The organism is Antarctobacter sp. (assembly GCF_048262615.1).
In the GTDB taxonomy this organism is placed as follows: Bacteria; Pseudomonadota; Alphaproteobacteria; order Rhodobacterales; family Rhodobacteraceae; genus Antarctobacter.
The window spans coordinates 64272-84119 of sequence record NZ_JBLXFB010000017.1; the positions used below are offsets into that span (position 1 = coordinate 64272).

The 19848-nt window shown below is 62.4% G+C and carries 17 protein-coding genes; 9 read left to right on the forward strand and 8 right to left on the reverse strand.

The window, feature by feature from the left end; genetic code table 11:
• Window positions 1-23 precede the first annotated feature (23 nt).
• Genes ACN0S5_RS17135 through ACN0S5_RS17150 form a run of 4 tightly spaced genes read left to right on the forward strand, consistent with a single transcriptional unit; the run spans window position 24 to window position 3037 of the window.
• Window positions 24-320: a virulence factor gene (locus ACN0S5_RS17135; RefSeq protein ID WP_417209960.1), complete on the forward strand. Its 297-nt coding sequence runs from the start codon at window positions 24-26 to the stop codon at window positions 318-320.
• Between the two features lie 35 nt (window positions 321-355).
• A complete protein-coding gene (locus tag ACN0S5_RS17140; RefSeq protein WP_417209961.1) occupies window positions 356-1285 on the forward strand; it encodes a methylenetetrahydrofolate reductase in 930 nt (309 codons plus the stop codon).
• A gap of 4 nt (window positions 1286-1289) precedes the next feature.
• A complete protein-coding gene (locus ACN0S5_RS17145; protein WP_417209962.1) occupies window positions 1290-1958 on the forward strand; it encodes an HAD family hydrolase in 669 nt (222 codons plus the stop codon).
• Window positions 1955-3037, forward strand: a complete 1083-nt coding sequence (locus tag ACN0S5_RS17150) for a dihydropteroate synthase (protein WP_417209963.1) — start codon at window positions 1955-1957, stop codon at window positions 3035-3037. The genes ACN0S5_RS17145 and ACN0S5_RS17150 overlap by 4 nt, the downstream gene beginning before the upstream one ends.
• Window positions 3038-3080: 43 nt before the next feature.
• Here ACN0S5_RS17150 and ACN0S5_RS17155 read toward each other — a convergent pair whose 3' ends face one another.
• Together ACN0S5_RS17155 and ACN0S5_RS17160 are read right to left on the reverse strand one after the other, a co-directional pair.
• A complete protein-coding gene (locus ACN0S5_RS17155; RefSeq protein ID WP_417209964.1) occupies window positions 3081-3332 on the reverse strand; it encodes an excalibur calcium-binding domain-containing protein in 252 nt (83 codons plus the stop codon).
• Window positions 3333-3458: 126 nt separating this feature from the next.
• Window positions 3459-4337, reverse strand: a complete 879-nt coding sequence (locus ACN0S5_RS17160; RefSeq protein WP_417209965.1) for an endonuclease/exonuclease/phosphatase family protein — start codon at window positions 4335-4337, stop codon at window positions 3459-3461.
• A 140-nt stretch (window positions 4338-4477) separates the two neighbouring features.
• Between ACN0S5_RS17160 and ACN0S5_RS17165 the strand changes: the two genes are divergently transcribed.
• Both ACN0S5_RS17165 and ACN0S5_RS17170 read left to right on the forward strand, forming a co-directional pair.
• Window positions 4478-4849 (forward strand): hypothetical protein, encoded by a 372-nt coding sequence (locus ACN0S5_RS17165; RefSeq protein WP_417209966.1) that lies wholly within the window; start codon window positions 4478-4480, stop codon window positions 4847-4849.
• A gap of 219 nt (window positions 4850-5068) precedes the next feature.
• On the forward strand, window positions 5069-6073 hold the full coding sequence (locus tag ACN0S5_RS17170) for a hypothetical protein (protein WP_417209967.1): 1005 nt from the start codon (window positions 5069-5071) through the stop codon (window positions 6071-6073).
• A gap of 413 nt (window positions 6074-6486) precedes the next feature.
• On the opposite strand, the gene ACN0S5_RS17175 is transcribed toward ACN0S5_RS17170, so the two are convergent.
• From ACN0S5_RS17175 to ACN0S5_RS17185, 3 genes are all read right to left on the reverse strand, one after another.
• The gene (locus tag ACN0S5_RS17175) at window positions 6487-7575 is read right to left on the reverse strand and encodes a PAS domain-containing protein (protein WP_417209968.1); all 1089 of its coding nucleotides are present in this window, start codon (window positions 7573-7575) and stop codon (window positions 6487-6489) included.
• A gap of 81 nt (window positions 7576-7656) precedes the next feature.
• Complete coding sequence (gene mfd / locus ACN0S5_RS17180; RefSeq protein WP_417209969.1) at window positions 7657-11124, reverse strand: transcription-repair coupling factor; 3468 nt, start codon at window positions 11122-11124, stop codon at window positions 7657-7659.
• A 77-nt stretch (window positions 11125-11201) separates the two neighbouring features.
• Entirely contained in the window at window positions 11202-11723 is a 522-nt protein-coding gene (locus ACN0S5_RS17185) for a component of SufBCD complex (protein ID WP_417209970.1), read from the reverse strand.
• Window positions 11724-11853: 130 nt separating this feature from the next.
• Between ACN0S5_RS17185 and hemB the strand changes: the two genes are divergently transcribed.
• Together hemB and ACN0S5_RS17195 are read left to right on the forward strand one after the other, a co-directional pair.
• Window positions 11854-12852: a porphobilinogen synthase gene (gene hemB, locus ACN0S5_RS17190; RefSeq protein ID WP_417209971.1), complete on the forward strand. Its 999-nt coding sequence runs from the start codon at window positions 11854-11856 to the stop codon at window positions 12850-12852.
• A gap of 127 nt (window positions 12853-12979) precedes the next feature.
• Window positions 12980-13531, forward strand: a complete 552-nt coding sequence (locus ACN0S5_RS17195; RefSeq protein WP_417209972.1) for a YSC84-related protein — start codon at window positions 12980-12982, stop codon at window positions 13529-13531.
• 72 nt (window positions 13532-13603) lie between these two features.
• Here the strand turns inward: ACN0S5_RS17195 and ACN0S5_RS17200 are convergent, their stop codons facing one another.
• Window positions 13604-13873, reverse strand: coding sequence for an usg protein (locus ACN0S5_RS17200; protein ID WP_417209973.1), 270 nt, complete (start codon window positions 13871-13873; stop codon window positions 13604-13606).
• Between the two features lie 196 nt (window positions 13874-14069).
• On the opposite strand from ACN0S5_RS17200, the gene gyrA reads away from it, so the two are divergent.
• The gene (gene gyrA, locus ACN0S5_RS17205) at window positions 14070-16817 is read left to right on the forward strand and encodes a DNA gyrase subunit A (RefSeq protein ID WP_417209974.1); all 2748 of its coding nucleotides are present in this window, start codon (window positions 14070-14072) and stop codon (window positions 16815-16817) included.
• An 83-nt stretch (window positions 16818-16900) separates the two neighbouring features.
• Here gyrA and ACN0S5_RS17210 read toward each other — a convergent pair whose 3' ends face one another.
• Window positions 16901-18376 carry a carboxypeptidase M32 gene (locus ACN0S5_RS17210; RefSeq protein ID WP_417209975.1) on the reverse strand — a complete coding sequence of 492 codons (1476 nt, stop codon included), beginning with the start codon at window positions 18374-18376 and terminating at the stop codon, window positions 16901-16903.
• Window positions 18377-19522 carry a heme A synthase gene (ctaA, locus tag ACN0S5_RS17215; protein WP_417209976.1) on the reverse strand — a complete coding sequence of 382 codons (1146 nt, stop codon included), beginning with the start codon at window positions 19520-19522 and terminating at the stop codon, window positions 18377-18379.
• Window positions 19523-19848: the final 326 nt, after the last annotated feature.

A 19848-nucleotide genomic window follows, 5' to 3' on the forward strand; every position in this document is an offset into this window, starting at 1 on the left:
AAGAAACACAGGGAATCGGACCTATGGCAGAGCTGACCATCGTCTACTGGCGCGACATTCCCGCTCAGGTCATTGTGGGCAAGGGCCGTCGCGGCGCAAAGGTCCAATTGCCTGAACGGTTTGAACAGGCCATCGACCGCGCCGCCATGAAAACTGGCGCTGCCGAAACCGATGCCTATCTTGCAGAGTGGCACAAGGTCGCCTCGGGCACGGTCGAGGGCGACCCGCAAGAGGCCGCCAACGCCGCCGCCGCCCGGCTGGAGGCCGAATTCGACAACGAGCGCATCAAGGCGCTGATTGCCAACGACGGCTGGGCCTGAGGCCCGCCCGCGAAATGACCCTGAAGGAGACGTTGATGGCCCTGTTGAATTTCCGCAAACGCGACGCGGCTCCGCGCACCGGGAACCCCGATCTTGAGGCTTTTATGGCCGGATATTCGATCGAGGTGATGCCGCGCACCGCCGCCAAGGTCGAGGATTTCCGCGCACTGCTGCCCGAAGGCACCCGCGTCTACATCGCCCATATCGAGGGCACCCCGATCGAGGAGATGGTCAGCACGGCCAAGCGCCTGTCGGCGGACGGCTACAAGGTCATGCCGCATTTCCCGGCGCGGATCATCAAGGACGCCGCCACGCTGGAAAACTGGATCGCCATGTATCAGGGCGAGGCCGGTGTCGATCAGGCGCTGCTGTTGGCCGGTGGCGTGACCACCCCACACGGTGAATTCGACAGCTCGATGCAGCTGATGGAAACGGGTTTGTTCGACAAGGCCGGGTTCACCCGCCTGCATGTGGCTGGCCACCCCGAGGGCAACCGCGACATCGACGTCAATGGCGGCGACGCCGTGGTGATGGAGGCGCTGCGCTGGAAACAGGCGTTTTCCGAGCGCACCGACGCGCAAATGGCGTTGGCCACGCAGTTCGCCTTTGACGCGGGGCCCATCATCGACTGGGCCAACCGCCTGACCGCCGAAGGTATCCACCTGCCGATCCACATCGGCATCGCCGGTCCCGCCAAGCTGCAAACCCTGATCAAGTTCGCCATCGCCTGCGGTGTCGGCCCTTCGCTGAAGGTTCTGCAAAAGCGTGCCATGGACGTGACGAAACTGCTGCTGCCCTATGAGCCGACCGAGGTTCTGGAACAGCTTGCCGCGCACAAGGCGGCAAACCCGGACTTCAACATCGAGCAGGTTCATTTCTTCCCGCTGGGCGGCATCAAATCCAACGCCGAATGGGCCATCGCCAATGGCGGCGACGCGGCCCGTCCCGCAGCGGCGCACGGCTGACAGGATGACCAGACCCGCTTTGCTGTTCGATCTGGACGGCACCATGCTGATGACCGATGACATCCATCGGGAGGTGTTTGCCGACCTGATGCAGCCTTACGGGATTGATATCTCGGAACCCTTCTACATGGCGCATGTGCACGGACGCCTGAACGTGGATTTCTTCGCCGAGTTCCTGCCCGATCTGGAGGACCCGCAAGGCTTGTCCGATCACAAGGAGGCGCTGTTTCGAGAGCGCCTGCCGCGCCCCTACCCGGCGATGCCCGGAGCGGAACACCTTGTTGCGCGCGCCAGGGACGCGGGCTGGGCGGTGGCCGTTGTCACCAACGCCAACCGCAACAACGCCGAGGCCATGTTGGGCGCCGTCGGCCTGTCCGACGCGTTTGAGGCCATCATCATCGGTGAGGAATGCGCCCGCGGCAAACCCGATCCAGAGCCTTATCTGGCGGCCCTGCGGGCGCTGAACGTGTCCGCACGGCACGCCATCGCCTTTGAGGACAGCGCCTCGGGGATGCGCGCCGCCGCCGCCGCTGGCGTGCACACGGTCGGACTGCGGTCCGGCCTTACCGATGCCGACCTGCGCCGCCACGGCGCGCAGATCACCATTCAGGATTTCAACGACCCCGCGCTTGAGCTCGCGCTCAACCGCCTGACAGGAGAAGACGTGTTATGACCCGCACTATCGTCGAGTCGAAAACCAAAACCGCCGTGATCGGCTTTGACGAACCGTTCTGCGTGATCGGTGAGCGGATCAACCCCACCGGGCGCAAGATCCTGAACGTCGAACTGGAAGCAGGCGATTTTTCACGGGTCGAGGCGGACGCCATCGCGCAGGCCGCCGCCGGGGCAAGCATTCTGGACATCAACTCGGGGGCCGTGTTTTCGAACAAGATGGCCGAAGACCCGCGCTATGCCGACAACAACTTTGTCGAACCGACGCTGATGAAACAGCTGGTTGAAGTTGTGCAAAAGGTTGTCGACACCCCGCTGTGCATCGACAGTTCGGTGCCCGGCGCGCTGGAAAACGGTCTTGCCGCCGCCGAGGGCCGCCCGCTGCTGAACTCTGTGACCGGTGAGGAAGAGCGGCTGGAACTGGTTCTGCCGCTGGTCAAGAAATACAACGTGCCCGTGGTGGCGATCTCAAACGACGACACTGGCATTTCCGAGGACCCCGAGGTCCGCTTTGCCGTGGCGAAAAAGATCGTCGAGCGTGCGGCCGACTTCGGCATTCCCGCGCATGACATCGTGGTTGACCCGCTGGTCATGCCGATTGGGGCCATGGCCACAGCCGGGCATCAGGTCTTTACCCTTGTGCGCCGCCTGCGCGAGGAACTGGGTGTGAACACCACTTGCGGCGCGTCGAACATCTCATTCGGCCTGCCCAACCGGCACGGCATCAACAACGCCTTTTTGCCGATGGCGATGGGCGCGGGCATGACCTCGGCCATCATGAACCCGGTCGCCCTGCCGGTGAATGCGGTCAAGATCGCCGAGAAAAAGGCCGAGATCGCCGCCGCTGGCATCATCCTGCCCGAGGACATCGACGATGAGACCTTTGTCACGCTCTTTGGCATGGGCTCCACCAAGCCGCGCCCGGGCAAAGAGATGGAGGCGATCCGCGCCGCCAACTTCCTGATGAATCAGGACGACGGCGGGGCCGCCTGGATCGAGTTCAACCGTCAGGCCCCAAAGGCCGGGCATGAGGGTCGCGGCCGCGCTGGCCGTACCGGCGGACGTCGTCGGCGGGCCTGACCCGCAAAGGCCAAGGCCCGGCTATTGACGCCGGGCCTAGGTCCTAACAGCGCCGACTGCACAGATTTTCGCAGGGAATGCCGTCATTGTCGCGGTCTCGGATCTTTTGACCGCATTGGATCAGTTTGTAGCAGGCTTCGGCGCAGGACCGCAGCCGTTTGCAACTGACATTCCGGCAATCAAAGGCTTGGGCGGTGCGGAATTGCGCCAGCCGTTCCAGTGGGCTTAGATCCGGCGGGTTGGCAAAGGCAGAGCCGCAACACACCATCAGGCTCAGAAATAATATGCGCCCCATGACGCCCCCTCAATATTAATGAATTGTTAACTATTGGCGCGACCGGAGGTCCAGCGCAACATCAACAAGGTTGACCGGTCCACGCAAGCCTCTGAACGTTCAGGCCCTCCAAACGGCGACAATTGGTCAGATCCGGCCCAGATCCATCACAACGGCGGCGTGGTCGCTTGCATGTGGGCGATGGACGCCGGTGCCGGGCAGGCGCGCGACCGCCAACGGACCGCACTCAAGACCCAGCCCAATCCGCAATACTTCGGGGCGACGATCCGTCAGTTTTTCTGCCAGCGCATGTGACGCGATCATCCCGTCAGGCGTGTCCCATCGCCGGGTGGCGCGATGAAAAAAGGTCCACCGATCCGCCTCTGGCAGGCGCTGCATCAGGTTGTCTCCCAAGGCCTCCAACGGGGCCACCGCACGATTGTCGCCAAAGGGCTCATTGAAATCCCCCGCCACCAGCCACAACGGCCCCGCCCTTGCCGCCAACTGTGCGACGGCCTGCGCCTCCAGCCGCCGCACGGCCCATGATTTCTCCGAGTCCCGTGTCGGGGCCTTGAAATGCACGACAAACAGCGTCAATGCGCCAAAATGCAGTTCAAGGCAGTCACGGCGAAAGACCGGCTGCGCCGGGTCCATCCCTTCGGGCGGTATCACCCCCAGATCGGCAGAGGTCAGATCCGCGTGGCTTACCGCCTTATCCCAAGGCCGCCGCGCCATCACAGCCACGTCCAGCCCCCGGCCATCGTTGCCCGGCAGGCACAGCCGCCAGGGATAGGGCGCGGTTGCCTTTGTCAGCACCCGGTCGTGAAACGCATCCAGGCTGTCCTGATCAAAGACCTCTTGCAGCGCCACGATGTCCGCGTCTGCCCGGCCCAGAACCTGAGCCGTCAAACATCGGTCCGCCGCGTCCAGTGCCGGGTCCTCATGGTCATCCCTGTTGCGCGCGCCAAAAAGCGCGCCTCCGGGCATCAACCGCAGGTTCTGGACATTCAGGCTGACGATCCGCATGGCCCACCCCTTGTTGGCGCAGAGGCCGCCGTCACCCTCGGCCCCCGCCCGAAGATCAAATTGTCCCTCTGCCGGATCATCGTTTGACGGGCCTCTGTCCCACTGACCAAATCGGTCCCAAGTTTGACAGGAGTCCCCGGATGTTGCGATTGATTTTCGGTGTTCTCAGTATTTTCACCCTCCCTGCTCAGATTGCCAAAATGCGGATTACCGGGCTGGCCAAAATTGCCTGTGCTGTCCAGACCGCCGCCCCTGAGACCGGTTCTTCTGTCCACATGTCCGGCGAATTTGAACCCGGTGGTTGCGCAGCCGTGGCGCGGGCACTGACCGAGCCAATCGGCAATTGGCGCAAACCGGGACACGACGGCCGGGCTTTCATCTGTCTGACCAATCCCGGAGAGTTCTTTCCCACGGCGCTGATCCTCGGCGAGATGCTGCGCCGCGCGGCCGTTTGCACCACGCCAGAGCACCTGCGCAGCGGTGCATTTTGCAGGCCGCGACGAAGCCTTTGAAAGCGGACCGGTGAATTGGCGTTTCATGAGTCCACGCGCCCGATTGGGGTTCACGCCCCCCTTGGTCAAGCCACAGACCGGACCGTTTGCCCTGACAAAAGTCCTGCCCCGTTGACATGGCTTGCCTCCTGACACCACCCGGCACCCCACGCAGGATTTGACGCAACCGGCCCGGCGCGGCACACTTGGGAGACACCCCAATTCTCCGGAGGTCATTTTATGTTTCGCTTTGCCCTATGTCTGTTCGCACTTTTCGCCCTGCCCGTTCGGGCCGCCGATCTTCAGGTCATCGGCCTGACCAACAACGCTTTCGACATCCAGACCGCGGACCCCACCATCCCCTGCACCCACCGGATCACCGGCCAGTTTGCCACCGGTGACAGCGATCGCATGACACGTACCCTGCGCAATTCGATCCAGGGCTGGCGCAGTCAGGGTCAATACGGCGTTGCGGTGATCTGCCTCAACAGCCCGGGAGGCGCGATATCAGAAGCGCTGAAGCTGGCGGCCGTTTTGCGTGAGGACGGCATCGGCACCAAGCTGGAAGCCCGCGCCACCTGCGAAAGCGCCTGTGCGCTGCTTTTTATGGCTGGCAGTTTCTTCGCCCACGAAAGCGGGCTTTACAAATGGCGGGTCATGCACCCGACCGCGCGGCTGGGATTTCACGCCCCGTCCCTTCAGGTCAACCGGGGGCAATACAGCGATGAGACCGTCACCCGAGCCTATGGACTGGCGATGGAGACCTTGGCGCGCACCATTGAGGATCTGATGCAGAACCGTGGGTTTGAGGATGGCGAACACCTGAAACCTTCGCTCATGGCGGCCATGCTGCGCACCCCGCCTGACCGGATGTTGTATGTCGAGACCGTCGATCAGGCAGGTCGTTGGGGCATTGGCGTCGGCCCGCTGCGCAGCAGCGGAATCCGGGTGTCCGAACGTGATTTCCGCCGCGCCTGCACCAATGAAAAATCCTGGACGGCGGATGCAAGCGCCGTGCAGCAAGACACCTACTGGACCGAGAACTTTGTGAACTGGAAAACCGAGGATTGGGGCGACAGCGTCGAGGTGATCACCAACGACATGACCGGCGAAAGCTGTCTTTACAATGTGCCCCGCGGCAGCGCCCGCAGCCGGTCGGCCATGGTGGATCAGGTGAACAGTGGCTATGTCGATTTGGTCGCGATATCGGACCCGGACCAGCGGCTCGACCAGCTGCCCTACTGATGTGATCTGCCGGTCTTGGGTGGCTTTGCGGCAAGGCCGGTCAGTCTGGCGGACCAACATGCTGTTAATAAAACCGGTCATTCACCGCTGTTTTGCTCGCTGACCACCGGAATTTGACTGCGGCCCTTGCGGCCCCGGACGAGACGACAGCCCTGTCAAAACTGCGCAGGTTCGCGCCGCAGTCTCTGATCTGTGGCACGCGGACCCCCTCCCCCTGTGCACGGTCGATCCTGCCCCGCCGACAGTCAACAAGGCAGGGAATTGTTCCAAGCCCATGGTCTTTGGCAATCCGACAGCCAAGGGCGGGGCCGCCGGTCCGGGTGCCTAAAACTTCTGTGGGACCACCGCTCTGGTTGGACGCGCATCCGCGTGGAGAGGTCATTCAGGCCGCTCGCGACGGGCGCGCCGGTCCATCACCCCGTTGCGCGCAACCGCTCTCTGTGCAGGCCGATGCATGTGCCCGGAAGCGTGAAGGTCAACCGCGCGCCGCCGCCATTGGGTTTGTTTCCGACGGTCAATTCCCCGCCGCGCCGCCCCAGCAAGCGCCGCACCGCCATAAGCCCGAATCCCCCGCAGGACGATGGTTTGACCTCTCGATTCAGATCGTTGAACCCGATGCCATTGTCGTCGATCAGCACGCTGTAGGTCCCTTCCCGCGTCGAAATCACATTGAAACGCAGTTCCAGAGCCGTGTCCCCTTCTTGCCATTTCTCGTCGGGGTGGGCGTATTTCATGGCATTGTCGATCAGGTTCCGCAGCACGATCTGCGTCGTTGCGCGGTCGCCGTCGATGGTGATTGGCGGGGCGCACCAATCGACCCGCCCCATGGGATCAAGCATTTGCATGATCCGCCAGACCAGATCCTCAAAATCGAAATGCACCCATTCGGCGGTGGCGGCAGTGGCCTGAGCGTGGGCAAGCACATCGCCAATCAGAACCTTGGTCTTGTCGGCCATCTCGCCCAGCATTTCGATCAATTCAAGCTTGCCATCGCCGTGATCGACAAAATCCTCGCGCAGGATGTCGGCAATTGTGCCGACGTTGCGGATTGGTGTCCGCAGATCATGCGCCGCGAGGTAAACAAAATCCTCCAGTTCGGCGGCCAGCCGTTCCGCATCGGCACTGACGCTGATCATCGTGTTCTGGCTGGAGATGTCGAGCGACGTCCCGATCAGCCGCGTTACACGGCCCAAGGCGTCATGTTCGGGGGTCAGGGTCGTTCGAAAACACCGCTCGCCCTGGGGCAAGGGCAACAAGACCTCATAGCGTCTCTGATTGCCATCACGCAGCGCCTCTCTGTGATGCTCCTGGGCAATCTCGCCAAGCGGCCCCGGATACAGTTCGGCCGCAGAGTGGCCAATAATCTCATGCTCTTCGCGGCCAAGCGCGGTTCTTGCCACCAAATTGATTGCGGCATAGCGCGGCACACCTGCCGTATCCGGTTCGATGCAGAACACGGGGTGATCGATCAGGTCCAGCAACGCGCGCTCAGATGGGGTCATGACAGGCCTCCAGAGGTGGTGCAGCCCGAGATACCCGCCGATAATTAACACCAAGTGAAGAATTGGGCGGAGTGTTGAACCTCAGGCCTTGGCCCGTTTCTTCGCGGCCACGACTTTCTCGGCCAGATCGCGGGCGATGGCAAAGGCCCCCTGAATCTTGTCCTTGTCACGCTTCCAATCCCGCCGCACGACGATCTTGTTGTCCTTGACCTTGGCCAGCCCGTCCTGCGCGGTGATGAATTCCACCAACCCCTGCGGTGAGGCGAATTTATCGTTGTGGAACTGGATCGTGGCCCCTTTTGGCCCACCGTCCAGCTTGGCGATCCCGGCCCGTTTGCACATGGCCTTGATCCGCACGACCAGCAGCAGGGTGTTCACCTCGCGCGGCAGCTTACCGAAACGGTCGATCAACTCGGCGGCAAACCCTTCGAGTTCGACCTTGGTCGTCAGGCTCGACAGCCTGCGATACAGGCCCAGCCGCACGTCCAGATCGGGCACGAACGTCTCGGGGATCAGGACCGGCACACCAAGGTTGATCTGCGGTGCCCATTGGTCATCGGCCTCTGACAAGCCTTCCATTTCACCGGCACGGATCTTGGCAATCGCCTCTTCCAGCATCGACTGGTACAATTCATAGCCCACGTCGCGCATCTGGCCGGACTGTTCCTCACCCAGAAGGTTGCCCGCCCCGCGAATGTCGAGGTCCTGAGAGGCCAGAGTGAACCCGGCCCCCAGCGTATCCAGACTGCCCAGCACACGCAGACGCTTTTCCGCGGTCGTGGTCAGCTTGGCGCGGGGTTTCGTCGTGAGATAGGCATAGGCGCGGGTCTTGGACCGGCCCACCCGACCCCGGATCTGGTAAAGCTGCGACAGGCCGAACATGTCGGCCCGGTGCACCACCATCGTGTTGGCGGTGGGGATATCAAGACCCGACTCCACGATGGTTGTCGCCACCAGCACGTCATATTTGCCGTCGTAAAAGGCGTTCATGCGGTCGTCCAGCTCTCCCGCCGCCATCTGGCCGTGCGCGACCACGTAAGTCACCTCTGGCACCTGCTCTTTCAGGAACTCCTCGACCTCTGGCAGATCGGTCAGGCGCGGCACCACAAAGAACGACTGCCCGCCGCGATAATGCTCGCGCAGCAGCGCCTCGCGGATCGTGACCGGATCAAACTCGCTGACGTAGGTGCGGATCGACAGGCGGTCGACGGGCGGGGTGCCGATGATCGACAGATCGCGCACCCCGGTCAGCGACAGTTGCAGCGTGCGCGGAATCGGTGTCGCGGTCAGGGTCAGCACGTGGATGTCAGAGCGCAACTGCTTCAGCCGTTCCTTGTGCTGCACGCCAAAGCGCTGTTCCTCATCAATGATCAGCAGGCCGAGGTTATTGAACCGGATGCCCTTGGCCAGCAAGGCATGGGTGCCGACGGCAATGTCGACCGAGCCTTTGGCGATGCCGTCGCGTGTCAGCGCCGCCTGTTTCTGCGAGACAAAGCGCGACAGCGGCGCCACCTGCAAGGGAAAGCCCCGGAACCGTTCGGCAAAGCTGTTGTAGTGCTGACGGGCCAACAGGGTCGTCGGCGCGATCACCGCCACCTGCACCCCCGACATGGCCGCGACAAAGGCCGCGCGCATCGCAACCTCTGTCTTGCCAAAACCCACGTCACCACAGATCAGCCGGTCCATCGGCTGGCCAGAGTGGATGTCTTCCATGACATCCTCGATGGCCTTCAGCTGGTCGTCCGTCTCTTGATAGGGGAACCGCGCGGCAAAGCTTTCGTAGGCCCCCGGCGGTGGGTCCATGATCGGAGCCTTGCGCAGCGCGCGCTCTGCCGCGATACGGATCAACCGGTCGGCCATCTCGCGGATGCGTTCCTTGAGCTTGGCCTTCTTGGCCTGCCACGCGCCACCGCCCAGCCTGTCCAGAAGGCCCTCTTCGTGGCCGTATTTGGACAGCAGTTCGATGTTCTCGACCGGCAGGTAGAGTTTTGAGTTTTCGGCGTATTCCAGCAGCAGGCATTCATGCGCCGCCCCGGCGGCGGTCACCACCTCCAGCCCCATGTAGCGCCCGATCCCGTGATCGACATGGACAACAAGATCACCGGGGGCAAGTGACTGGTGCTCTGTCAGAAAGTTCTCTGCCTTGCGCCGCTTCTTGGGTTGGCGGATCAGCCGGTCGCCCAGAACGTCCTGTTCCGAAATGACCGTGACACGCGCCTCTTCCCAAGGCGCAACAAACCCGGCCTCCAGCGACCAGACCGCCAGATGCAACCCGCGCTTGCCGATCCGCGTGCCGTTGGTGACCGGGATCGCCTCGGCCAGTCCCTCATCCTCGATCAACCCGGTCAGACGCTCACGCGCGCCTTCGGAATAAGACGCGATGACGACCGGGCCATCCTGCATACAGCGTTTGATGTGATCGGCCAACGATTTGAAAAGGCTTATGCTTTCCTGTTGCCGCTCAGGTGCGAAATTGCGCCCGATGCGCCCGCCTGCGTCCACGACGCCGGGGCCGGACGCCTGCGGCAGAGGGTGGAACTGCACCTCGCGCCGCGCGCCCAAGGCATGGGTCCACGTGTCGTCGTCCAGATACAGGGTCTCTGGCGGGATCGGCTTGTAAACCGTACTGCCCAGAGACTTTTTCTGGCTCATCGCGTGTCGACGCGCATCATACTGGTCGGCGATGCTGTCCCACCGCGAAAGCCGTGAGGGCGTCAGTTGATCGTCCATCAACACCGGCGCGCCGGGTAGGTAATCGAACAGGGTTTCCAGCCGCTCATGGAAGAAGGGCAGCCAGTGTTCGACCCCCTGATGCTTGCGCCCCGCGCTGACCGCCTCGTAGAGCGGATCGTCGGTGCCCGCCGCGCCGAACTCGATCCGGTAGTTCTGGCGGAACCGCGTGATCGCCGCGTCATCAAGGATCACCTCGGAGACGGGCGCCAGTTCCACCATTTCCAGCTTTTCCGTCGTCCGCTGTGAGACAGGGTCGAACCGCCGCGCGCCGTCCAGAACGTCGCCGAAAAAGTCCAGACGCACCGGCCCGCCCTCTCCCGGCGGGAAAATATCGATGATGCCGCCGCGCACGGCGTAATCACCGGGTTCGGTCACCGTTGGGGCCTGACTGAACCCCATACGCACAAGGAAGGCGCGCAAACCGGCCTCATCCACGCGGTCCCCCACGCGCGCGGTAAAGGCCGCCTCGCGCAGCACATCGCGGGCAGGCAGGAACTGCATCGCGGCGGACAGGGTCGTCAGCAGGACAAAATGCGATGGCCCGCCGTGCACCAGCGTCGCAAGCGTCGCCATGCGCGCCGCAGAGATATCGGCATTGGGGGACACGCGGTCATAGGGCAGGCAATCCCACGCGGGAAAGACCAGCACCGGCATGTCCGGGGCAAAAAACGCCAGCGCATCGCGCATGGCCGCCAGCCGCTTGTCGTCGCGCGCGATGTGGATCACCGGGCCTTTGGCCCGCTCCACCTCGTGCAGCACCAAACGGGCGTCATAGCCCTCGGGCGCGCCGCCCATGATGATACGCTGTTCTGTCATGAAGGCTCACATGGCGCGACGGACGCGTCGCGTCAACCGCGCACAAGGCCGACACATCGCGGCACACGACGGGGCGTTCAGAACGCCAGCACCGTCAGGTTCATATACATGCCCCAAAGCGCGGTGAAAAAGATCGACACGACGCCGATGAATTGCGTGATCATCCGGTGCAGCCGCAGCCGCCGCCACAGCGCCTCACCCGAGTTCTCGCCAGCCTGAATACGCCGGGCCGAATTGATGCTCAGCAGTCCGACAAACATCATCGGAAAGGCCAGCATGAACACCGCCTGAGCGAATTCCACCCAGTAGTAAAACCCAAGGATCACCGCCGCGGTCAGAAAGGCAGAGCCGATCGCCACGATCCACAGCCCGGATTCCTCGACAATGAAAAGCAGGCGGTTGGTGTTGATCCGTACCAGATCCTCAAGGTCTTCAGCCGCCTGACCGCCAGCGCGCCGCGCGCGCGCTACCATGTCGAACGGCACGCCAAGCACCCAGTGGCTGGTCGAGGACCACAGCACCGCCAGCATGACCCAGAACCAGAGGTTCGAAAAGGACCGCATGTCGATGACTTCGAAAACGGTGCTGTACCAGTCCAATGCCTGCTCTCTTCCCGGATGTTTTTGCCTCAGCGATCCGCTTATGGCCTGCACCTGCCCCGGCTGCAATGGGCTTGTCGCCTGCGAAATTCCGTGTCACCCAAAGGTAACGCCACGAAGGACCACGCAGATGCAGCCGACCCTTGCCCCATACCCCGCCACCCGCCTGCGCCGGTTGCGCCGCACCCCCGCGATCCGCGCGCTGGTGCAGGAAACCACGCTGAGCCCCGCCGATTTCATCTGGCCGGTCTTCGTGCGCGACGGTGAAGGTGTGGTGGAACCCATCGCCTCCATGCCCGGCGTCAACCGGCTGTCGGTGGATAAGGTGGTCGAGGCGGCGGCAGAGGCGCATGCCCTTGGCATCCCGGCAATCTGCCTGTTTCCCTACACCGATCCGGGCCTGAAGACCGAAGACTGCGCCGAAGCGTGGAACCCCGACAACCTGTCGAACCGCGCGACGCGCGCCATCAAAAAGGCGGTGCCGGGCATCGCCGTGATGACCGATGTCGCGCTGGATCCCTATAATATCAACGGGCACGACGGCTTTGTCGAAGATGGCGAAATCGTCAATGACCGCACGGTCGAGGCGCTGGTGAAACAGGCGCTGTCCCAAGCCGATGCAGGGGCCGATATCATCGGCCCGTCGGACATGATGGACGGGCGCATTGGTGCCCTGCGGACCGCACTAGAGGGCGCAGGCCATCAGAACGTGCTGCTGCTCAGCTATGCCGCGAAATATGCCTCTGCCTTTTACGGACCGTTCCGGGATGCGGTGGGCGCAAGTGGCGCCCTGAAGGGCGACAAGAAAACCTATCAACAAGACCCCGGCAATTCGGACGAGGCTATGCGTCTGATTGCGCGCGATCTGGCCGAGGGCGCGGATATGATCATGGTCAAACCGGGCATGCCCTATCTGGACATTTGCCGTCGCGCGCATGAGATGTTCGGCGCGCCGACCTTTGCGTATCAGGTGTCCGGTGAATACGCGATGATTGCGGGCGCAGGGGAACGCGGCTGGATCGATGGTGAGAAAGCCATGATGGAAAGCCTGACCAGCTTCAAGCGCGCGGGCTGTGACGGGGTGCTGACCTATTTCGCCCCCGCTGCCGCGCGGTTGCTGAACGGGTGATCGCAACGCGGCGATGCGCCGCCGAGCACCTACAAGATTTCGTGACAATTCTTGCGCCTGCACCTATATTGCGGCGCAACCGGCGAAACAGCCGGATCAAGAGGCATATCAACACACAGGCGGACCCATGACACTCACCAGACGAAACGTGACCTTTGGCTTGGGCGCAACCGCCCTGCTGGGCGCCTGCAACGGCGTCGGCAGCAACGGCGACGCGCGTATCGACGCCCGCGTCGACCAGACGCTTTCAAAGCTCTATGGCGATTACCCTGCCACCCGCGACCTGTCCGCAAAAGCGGTGGGCCTGCTGGTCATGCCCGTGGTGACAGAGGCCGGACTGGGCTTTGGCGGCGGCTATGGCCGTGGCGCGCTGCGCGTGGGCGGTGCGACGGTGGACTATTATTCGGTGGCCAAGGCCAGCGGCGGCCTTCAGATCGGCGCGCAGCAATATTCGCACGTCCTGTTCTTCATGACCGACGAGGCCCTGCAAACATTCCGCCGCTCTCCGGGCTTTGCGGCGGGCGCGAACCTGGAATACGCGGTCCTCGAACGTGGTGAGACCTTGGCGGCAGAGACCACAACGTCCCTTGCCCCGGTTATCGCGGTGATCTTTGGTCAGGCGGGCCTGCGCGTCGGCGCAACGCTGGAAGGCGTGAAATACACCCGGATCATTCCCTGATCCCGGCCACGGCAGAGGGGCCATGCCCCTCTGTCGCATGCGCATGCGAGCCGCCCATATTGGCCGGTCGGCTCAGTGGTAGCGGAACTCCCCCACCATATTGCGCCATTCCCCGGCCGAGATCATCTTGCGGTGGGTGAACCGGACCGAATGTAACGGTCCTTCGATTTCATCCTGCCAGAATTCGATGAACTCGAAGAGTTTCGGATGGTCGGGCGCAAGATCGTACTCCTGCCAGATAAAGGTGTTCAGGACGTTCTTGTAGTCCGGCATTCGGTAGTAAAGCTCTGCCGTGGTCAGGCCGTAGCCCTTGAGCATCAGTTCGGTTTCGGACTCCTGCATCGGTTTTTACCTCGTTGTGTCAGCTCGTCCGGAAATGCTGCCAAGAGATTCTTTACTTTTCAATAAAAACAGTGTGTTAGCACTGTCTTGCGGTGGCTGCCAAAGCCCAGCTATCGCGCTGCCATTGCACCCTACAGATAGTCTCTGATATAAGGCCTCCAACAATATATGGCAGAACAAGCAGCAGGCCCCTTACGTGAGCGATACGCCAGAACCCCCTGAGAACGAAGAAGAAACGCGTCCAGAACCGCGCGGTCCCTCGATCTCGATCGAAGACGAGATGAAGGTGAGCTATCTCGATTACGCGATGAGCGTGATTGTGAGCCGTGCGATTCCCGATCTGCGCGATGGCCTAAAACCTGTGCACCGGCGCATCCTGTATGCCATGTTCGATGGCGGTTACACGCCCGACAAGAGCTATCGGAAATCCGCGAAATCGGTTGGCGAGGTGATGGGCAACTACCACCCGCACGGCGACAGCGCAATCTATGACGCGCTTGTGCGGATGGCGCAGGATTTTTCCATGAGTCTGCCGCTGATCGACGGTCAGGGCAACTTTGGCTCGATGGACGGCGACAGCCCGGCGGCCATGCGCTACACGGAATCCCGTCTGGCAAAATCCGCGCTGGCGCTGCTGACCGATATCGACAAGGACACGGTCGATTTTCAGGACAACTACGACGGCAAGGAACGGGAACCCACGGTTCTGCCCGCGCGCTATCCCAACGTGCTGGTCAACGGGGCCGAGGGCATCGCCGTCGGCATGGCGACGCGTATTCCGCCGCACAATCTGGGTGAGGTGATCGACGCCACGCTGGCGCTGATCGAAAACCCGGACCTGTCGATCGAGGAACTGATCGAATACATCCCTGCCCCGGATTTTCCGACCGGCGGCGTGATCCTTGGCCGGTCCGGCGCGCGCAAGGCCTATCTTGAGGGGCGCGGCAGCGTCATCATCCGGGCCAAGACGCGGATCGAAGAGATCCGCAAGGACCGTTACGCCATCATCATCGACGAGATCCCCTATCAGGTGAACAAGGCGACGATGATTGAACGCATCGCCGAGGCCGCCCGCGACAAGAAGATCGAGGGCATCGCCCACGTTCAGGACGAATCCGACCGTGACGGCGTGCGCGTGGTGGTCGAACTGAAGCGCGACGCCACCGCCGAAGTGGTAATGAACCAGCTTTTCCGCTTTACGCCGATGCAGGTCAGTTTTGCCTGCAACATGCTGGCGCTGAACGGCGGCAAGCCGGAACAACTGACGCTTTACGGTTTTCTGAGCGCATTCATTGACTTCCGCGAGGAAGTTGTTGCGCGGCGCACGGCCTACCTGCTGCGCAAGGCGCGCGAACGCTCGCACATCCTGTGCGGTCTGGCCGTGGCGGTTTCGAACGTCGATGAGGTGGTTGCGACCATCCGCTCCTCCGCCGATGCCGCCGAGGCGCGCACCCGCCTGATGGAACGGCGTTGGCCCGCCGGAGAAATCCTGCCCTATATCGCGCTGATCGACGATCCGACGCACAAGGCCAATGAGGACGGCACCTACAACCTGTCCGAAACGCAGGCCCGCGCCATCCTTGAACTGCGGTTGCAGCGCCTGACCCAACTGGGCGTCAAGGAGGTCACCGACGAACTCGAAGACCTTGCCAGCAAGATCAAGGATTACCTCGACATCCTGTCGTCACGCGACCGGATCATGACGATCATCGGCGATGAGATGCGTGCCATCCGCGAAGAATTCGCCGTGCCGCGTCGGACCGAGATCACCGATTGGGCGGGCGATCTGGAAGATGAGGACCTGATTGAGCGTGAGGACATGGTCGTCACCGTGACCCAGTCCGGTTATATCAAACGGACTGCTCTGGCCGATTTCCGCGCGCAGAAACGCGGCGGCAAGGGGCTGTCGGGTATGGCGACCAAAGATGACGACGTGGTCACCACGCTGTTTGTCGCCAATACCCATACCCAACTGCTGTTCTTCACCACGGACGGCATGGCCTACAAGCTCAAGACATGGCGCCTGCCGCTGGGCGGACGGACATCCAAGGGCAAGGCCATCGTCAACATCCTGCCGATCCCGCCGGGCGTCTCCATCGCGGCGATCATGCCCGTGGACCGCGCGGAAGAGGACTGGGACGATCTTCAGATCGTCTTTGCGACCTCCAAAGGCTCTGTCCGGCGCAACCTTCTGTCGGATTTCACCAACGTCAAACGCAACGGCAAGATCGCGATGAAATTCGAGGGCGAGGATGAGAATACCCGCCTGATCAACGCGCGCATCTGCTCTGAGGATGACGACGTGATGCTGGTGACCAATTCCGGCCGCGCGATCCGTTTTCCGGTGCCAGAGGTGCGGGTCTTCAACTCGCGCAACTCTACCGGGGTGCGCGGTGTGCGTCTGTCCAATGGCGATGAGGTTGTGTCGATGTCGGTGATCCGGCATTTCGAGGCCGAGTCAGATGAACGCGCCTCTTATCTCAAGATGCGCCGTGCCATGGCCGGACTGGCCGACGATGCGGACACCCCCGATGAGGAAGAGGGCAACGCCAACAGCCAGTTGCCGCCAGAGCGGTACGCCCAGATGTCGGCGGCGGAAAATCTGCTGCTGACGATCACGGCCAAGGGTCTGGGCAAACTGTCGTCCAGCCACGACTACCCCGTCCGGGGCCGTGGCGGCATGGGGGTCACCGCATGGGAGAAATCCATGCGCGGCGGCGAAATCGTGGCCTCTTTCCCTGTTGAGATGGACGACCAGATTATGCTGGCGACCTCAACCGGCCAGTCGATCCGCGTGCCGGTCGAAGGGATTTCCTTCCGGTCGCGCAGCGCGGGCGGCGTCAAGGTGTTCAACACCGGCGCGGGCGAAACCGTGGTCTCTGTCGCCTGGATTGCAGATCAGGGCGAGGAAGATGAGGCCGACGCGGGCGACGCGGCTGATTGATCCAAAGGCCGGGCGCGCGTGACACACGCCGCCCGCCGATCACATCAAAAACGGGACGGGTTATGCCCGTCCCGTTTTTTGTGTCACAACCCGTAGAGCGCGGTGAACTTTTCTTCGAGATAGTCCAGCAGCGGACCCTCGGACGGCGCGCCGCCGCTGGCTTTCTCGATGACCTCACGCGGGGTATAGAGCCCGCCATATTGCTGCAAGTTATCCCGCAGCCAGCCCGTCGCGGACGAGGTGTCCCCATCAGCCAGTTGCGCATCGAGATCGGGAACCGCGACGCGCAAGGCCTTGTAGAGGCAGCCGGCGTAGACATTACCCATCGAATAGGTCGGGAAATATCCAAACAGACCGGCGGACCAATGCACATCCTGCAAAACGCCGTCTGACGGCTTGTCCACGGCAAAGCCGAAATCGGCCCTGAACCGGTCGTTCCACGCGGCCTCCAGATCGTCGACCCGCAGATCGCCAGAGATCAGCGCGCGCTCCAGATCAAACCGCAGCAGGACGTGCAGGTTATATTGCAGCTCATCCGCTTCGGTCCGGATATAGCCGTTGCGCACCTGATTCACGGCGGCGTAAAAACCGTCCTCATCGGTGATGCCGAAATTGCCAAAGGTGTCGCGCATCTGGCGGTAAAGCCAACCGGTAAAGGCGCGTGACCGGCCCAGTTGGTTCTCGTAAATCCGGCTCTGGCTTTCGTGCACGCCCATGGACACCCCCGCCCCCAGCGGCGTCAGCCGATAGCGGGTGTCGATGTTCTGCTCATAACAGCCGTGACCGACCTCATGGATGGTCGAGTAGAAGCAATTGAAAGGCTCCAGTGGCATGGTGCGCGTGGTGATCCGCACATCGTCGCCGGACCCGGAACTGAACGGGTGCACGGCCTTGTCCACGCGGCCCCGTTTCATGTCATAGCCAAAGGTCTTGGCCAGAAGACGCGCTAGTTTCATTTGGCCGCCTTCTTCGAACGTGCCGCTCAGGCCCTTTGGCTGCGGCTTGGACAGGACCGCCTCGCGCAGGGCCACCAGACGGGGCCGCAACGCCCCGAACATCGCCTCAAGGTCTGCCGCCTTGGCGCCGGGTTCATAGTCTTCCAGCAGCGCATCATAAATATCGCCACCCGCCGCCAGAGCCGCGCCTTCTTCCTGACGGAGCGCGATCACCTCTTTCAACGCCGGGGCGAAGGCGGCAAAGTCATCATCCGCGCGCGCCTCGGCCCAGATCACATGACTGCGGCTGACCAGTCGCGCGATCTCGGACGCCAGCCGTTCGGGGACGCGCACGGCGCGCTCATGGCTGCGGCGGATGTGGCGCAGTTGCGCCCGGCCCACCGGGTCCAGCCCATCCTCGGAAATTGCCGCCAGCCAGTCGCCGACACGCGGATCGGTGCGACGCTGGTGCAGCACCGCCTCCATCGCCGCGCGTTCATCGCTGCGCTGGTCCGCCGCACCGCGCGGCATCATGGTTTCCTGATCCCAGCTCAGACGCCCTGCAACCTGTGCCAGCGCCTCTGTATCGCGCTGGAACGCCATCAACTCTTCATACGCACCCATTCAGGCCGTCCCTCTAATACTTTGTGGTGCGGGGTATCGCGCTGCAAAGCGCGCCCGCAGAATCAATGCCCAAAGGACCACCGCCCCCAACTGATGCAGGATGGCGATTTGCCAAGGAGCAGTATACACAACCGTGACGATACCCAGCGCAACTTGCAGGAGCAAGGCGGCAAGGACAGCATTGAAACGAAAGCGAGTATCCCTGTTCGGCGACCGACGCGCCCGCCGCCAGACCACGATGCCGAAGACCAGCAAAAGGTAGCCCGCGATGCGATGGACGAACTGCACCATCCCGGCATTCTCAAAGAAATTCCGCCACAGCGGTTCAAAATCCAGCGCGTTCGACGGAAAGAACTCTCCGCCCATGAGCGGCCAGTCATTGTAGCTGCGCCCGGCGTCGATCCCGGCCACCAGAGCCCCCAGCAGTATCTGCAAAAAGCTGAAGTGCAGCAGGCCTGTGGATATGGAAAACAGCTTGGGCTCGGCACTGCGCCGCGCCTGCATCAGCGCGCGTTCCTCATAGGTCAGCCGGTAAACATACCAGGCGATGAACCCGAGGATCACAAAGGCAAGGCCCAGATGCGTGGCCAACCGATACGACGCCACATCCAGCCGGTCCCCGCCCAGACCCGACGACACCATCCACCAGCCGATGGCACCCTGAAGTCCGCCCAGCACGCCAAGAACCAGCAGCCGACCGGTCCAGCCCGGTGGAATTGATTTCGTGGCGAGAAAGCCAAAGAAGCCGATGGCCCAGACCAGTCCGATCACCCGGCCAAGCTGTCTGTGGCCCCATTCCCACCAATAGATGAACTGGAACTCTGACAGGGTCATGCCGGCGTTTTGCAGTTGGTATTCCGGGATCTGTTTGTACTTCTCGAACTCCGCGCTCCAGGCCTCTGCGCTCATTGGCGGCAGCGCGCCGGTCAGCGGACGCCATTCGGTGATTGACAGCCCGGAGTCGGTCAATCGGGTCAAGCCGCCCACGGCGATCATGAGCACCACCAACACAAACAACAACATCAGCCAAAGCCTTACAGGCCCACGCGCCCCGCGCTTGCCCGCGTCGATCATGCCCCCCGTGGGCTTGGACGGGGCCTGTGCCTTGTCCCCCACTTCTTCGAACAGCTTGCGTTTCTCTGCCATGCCAGCCTCCGCCTTGTTGCGCGGGACACTAGTGCGCCCACCGGGGGCCTTCAAGCGCCCGCAGGCCGGGATGCGACCACCTGCAACGGGGCGGCACAGGGTCGGGAAAACCTCCGTCAGGTATGCCTGACTTATGGCGCACCGCCCGAACCGCTAGATTGATGTCACAGAATACGAAGACCCCAAAGACCCGCCACCGAGCCTCAGAGCTGCCAGTCAAAAGACTTTATCAAAGGATCAACACCATGAAAAAGTTCATTCTTTCCGCCGTCCTCGCCGCCGCCGCAATGACCGCTTCGGCCGCGTCCGCAACCCAGGCCTGGATC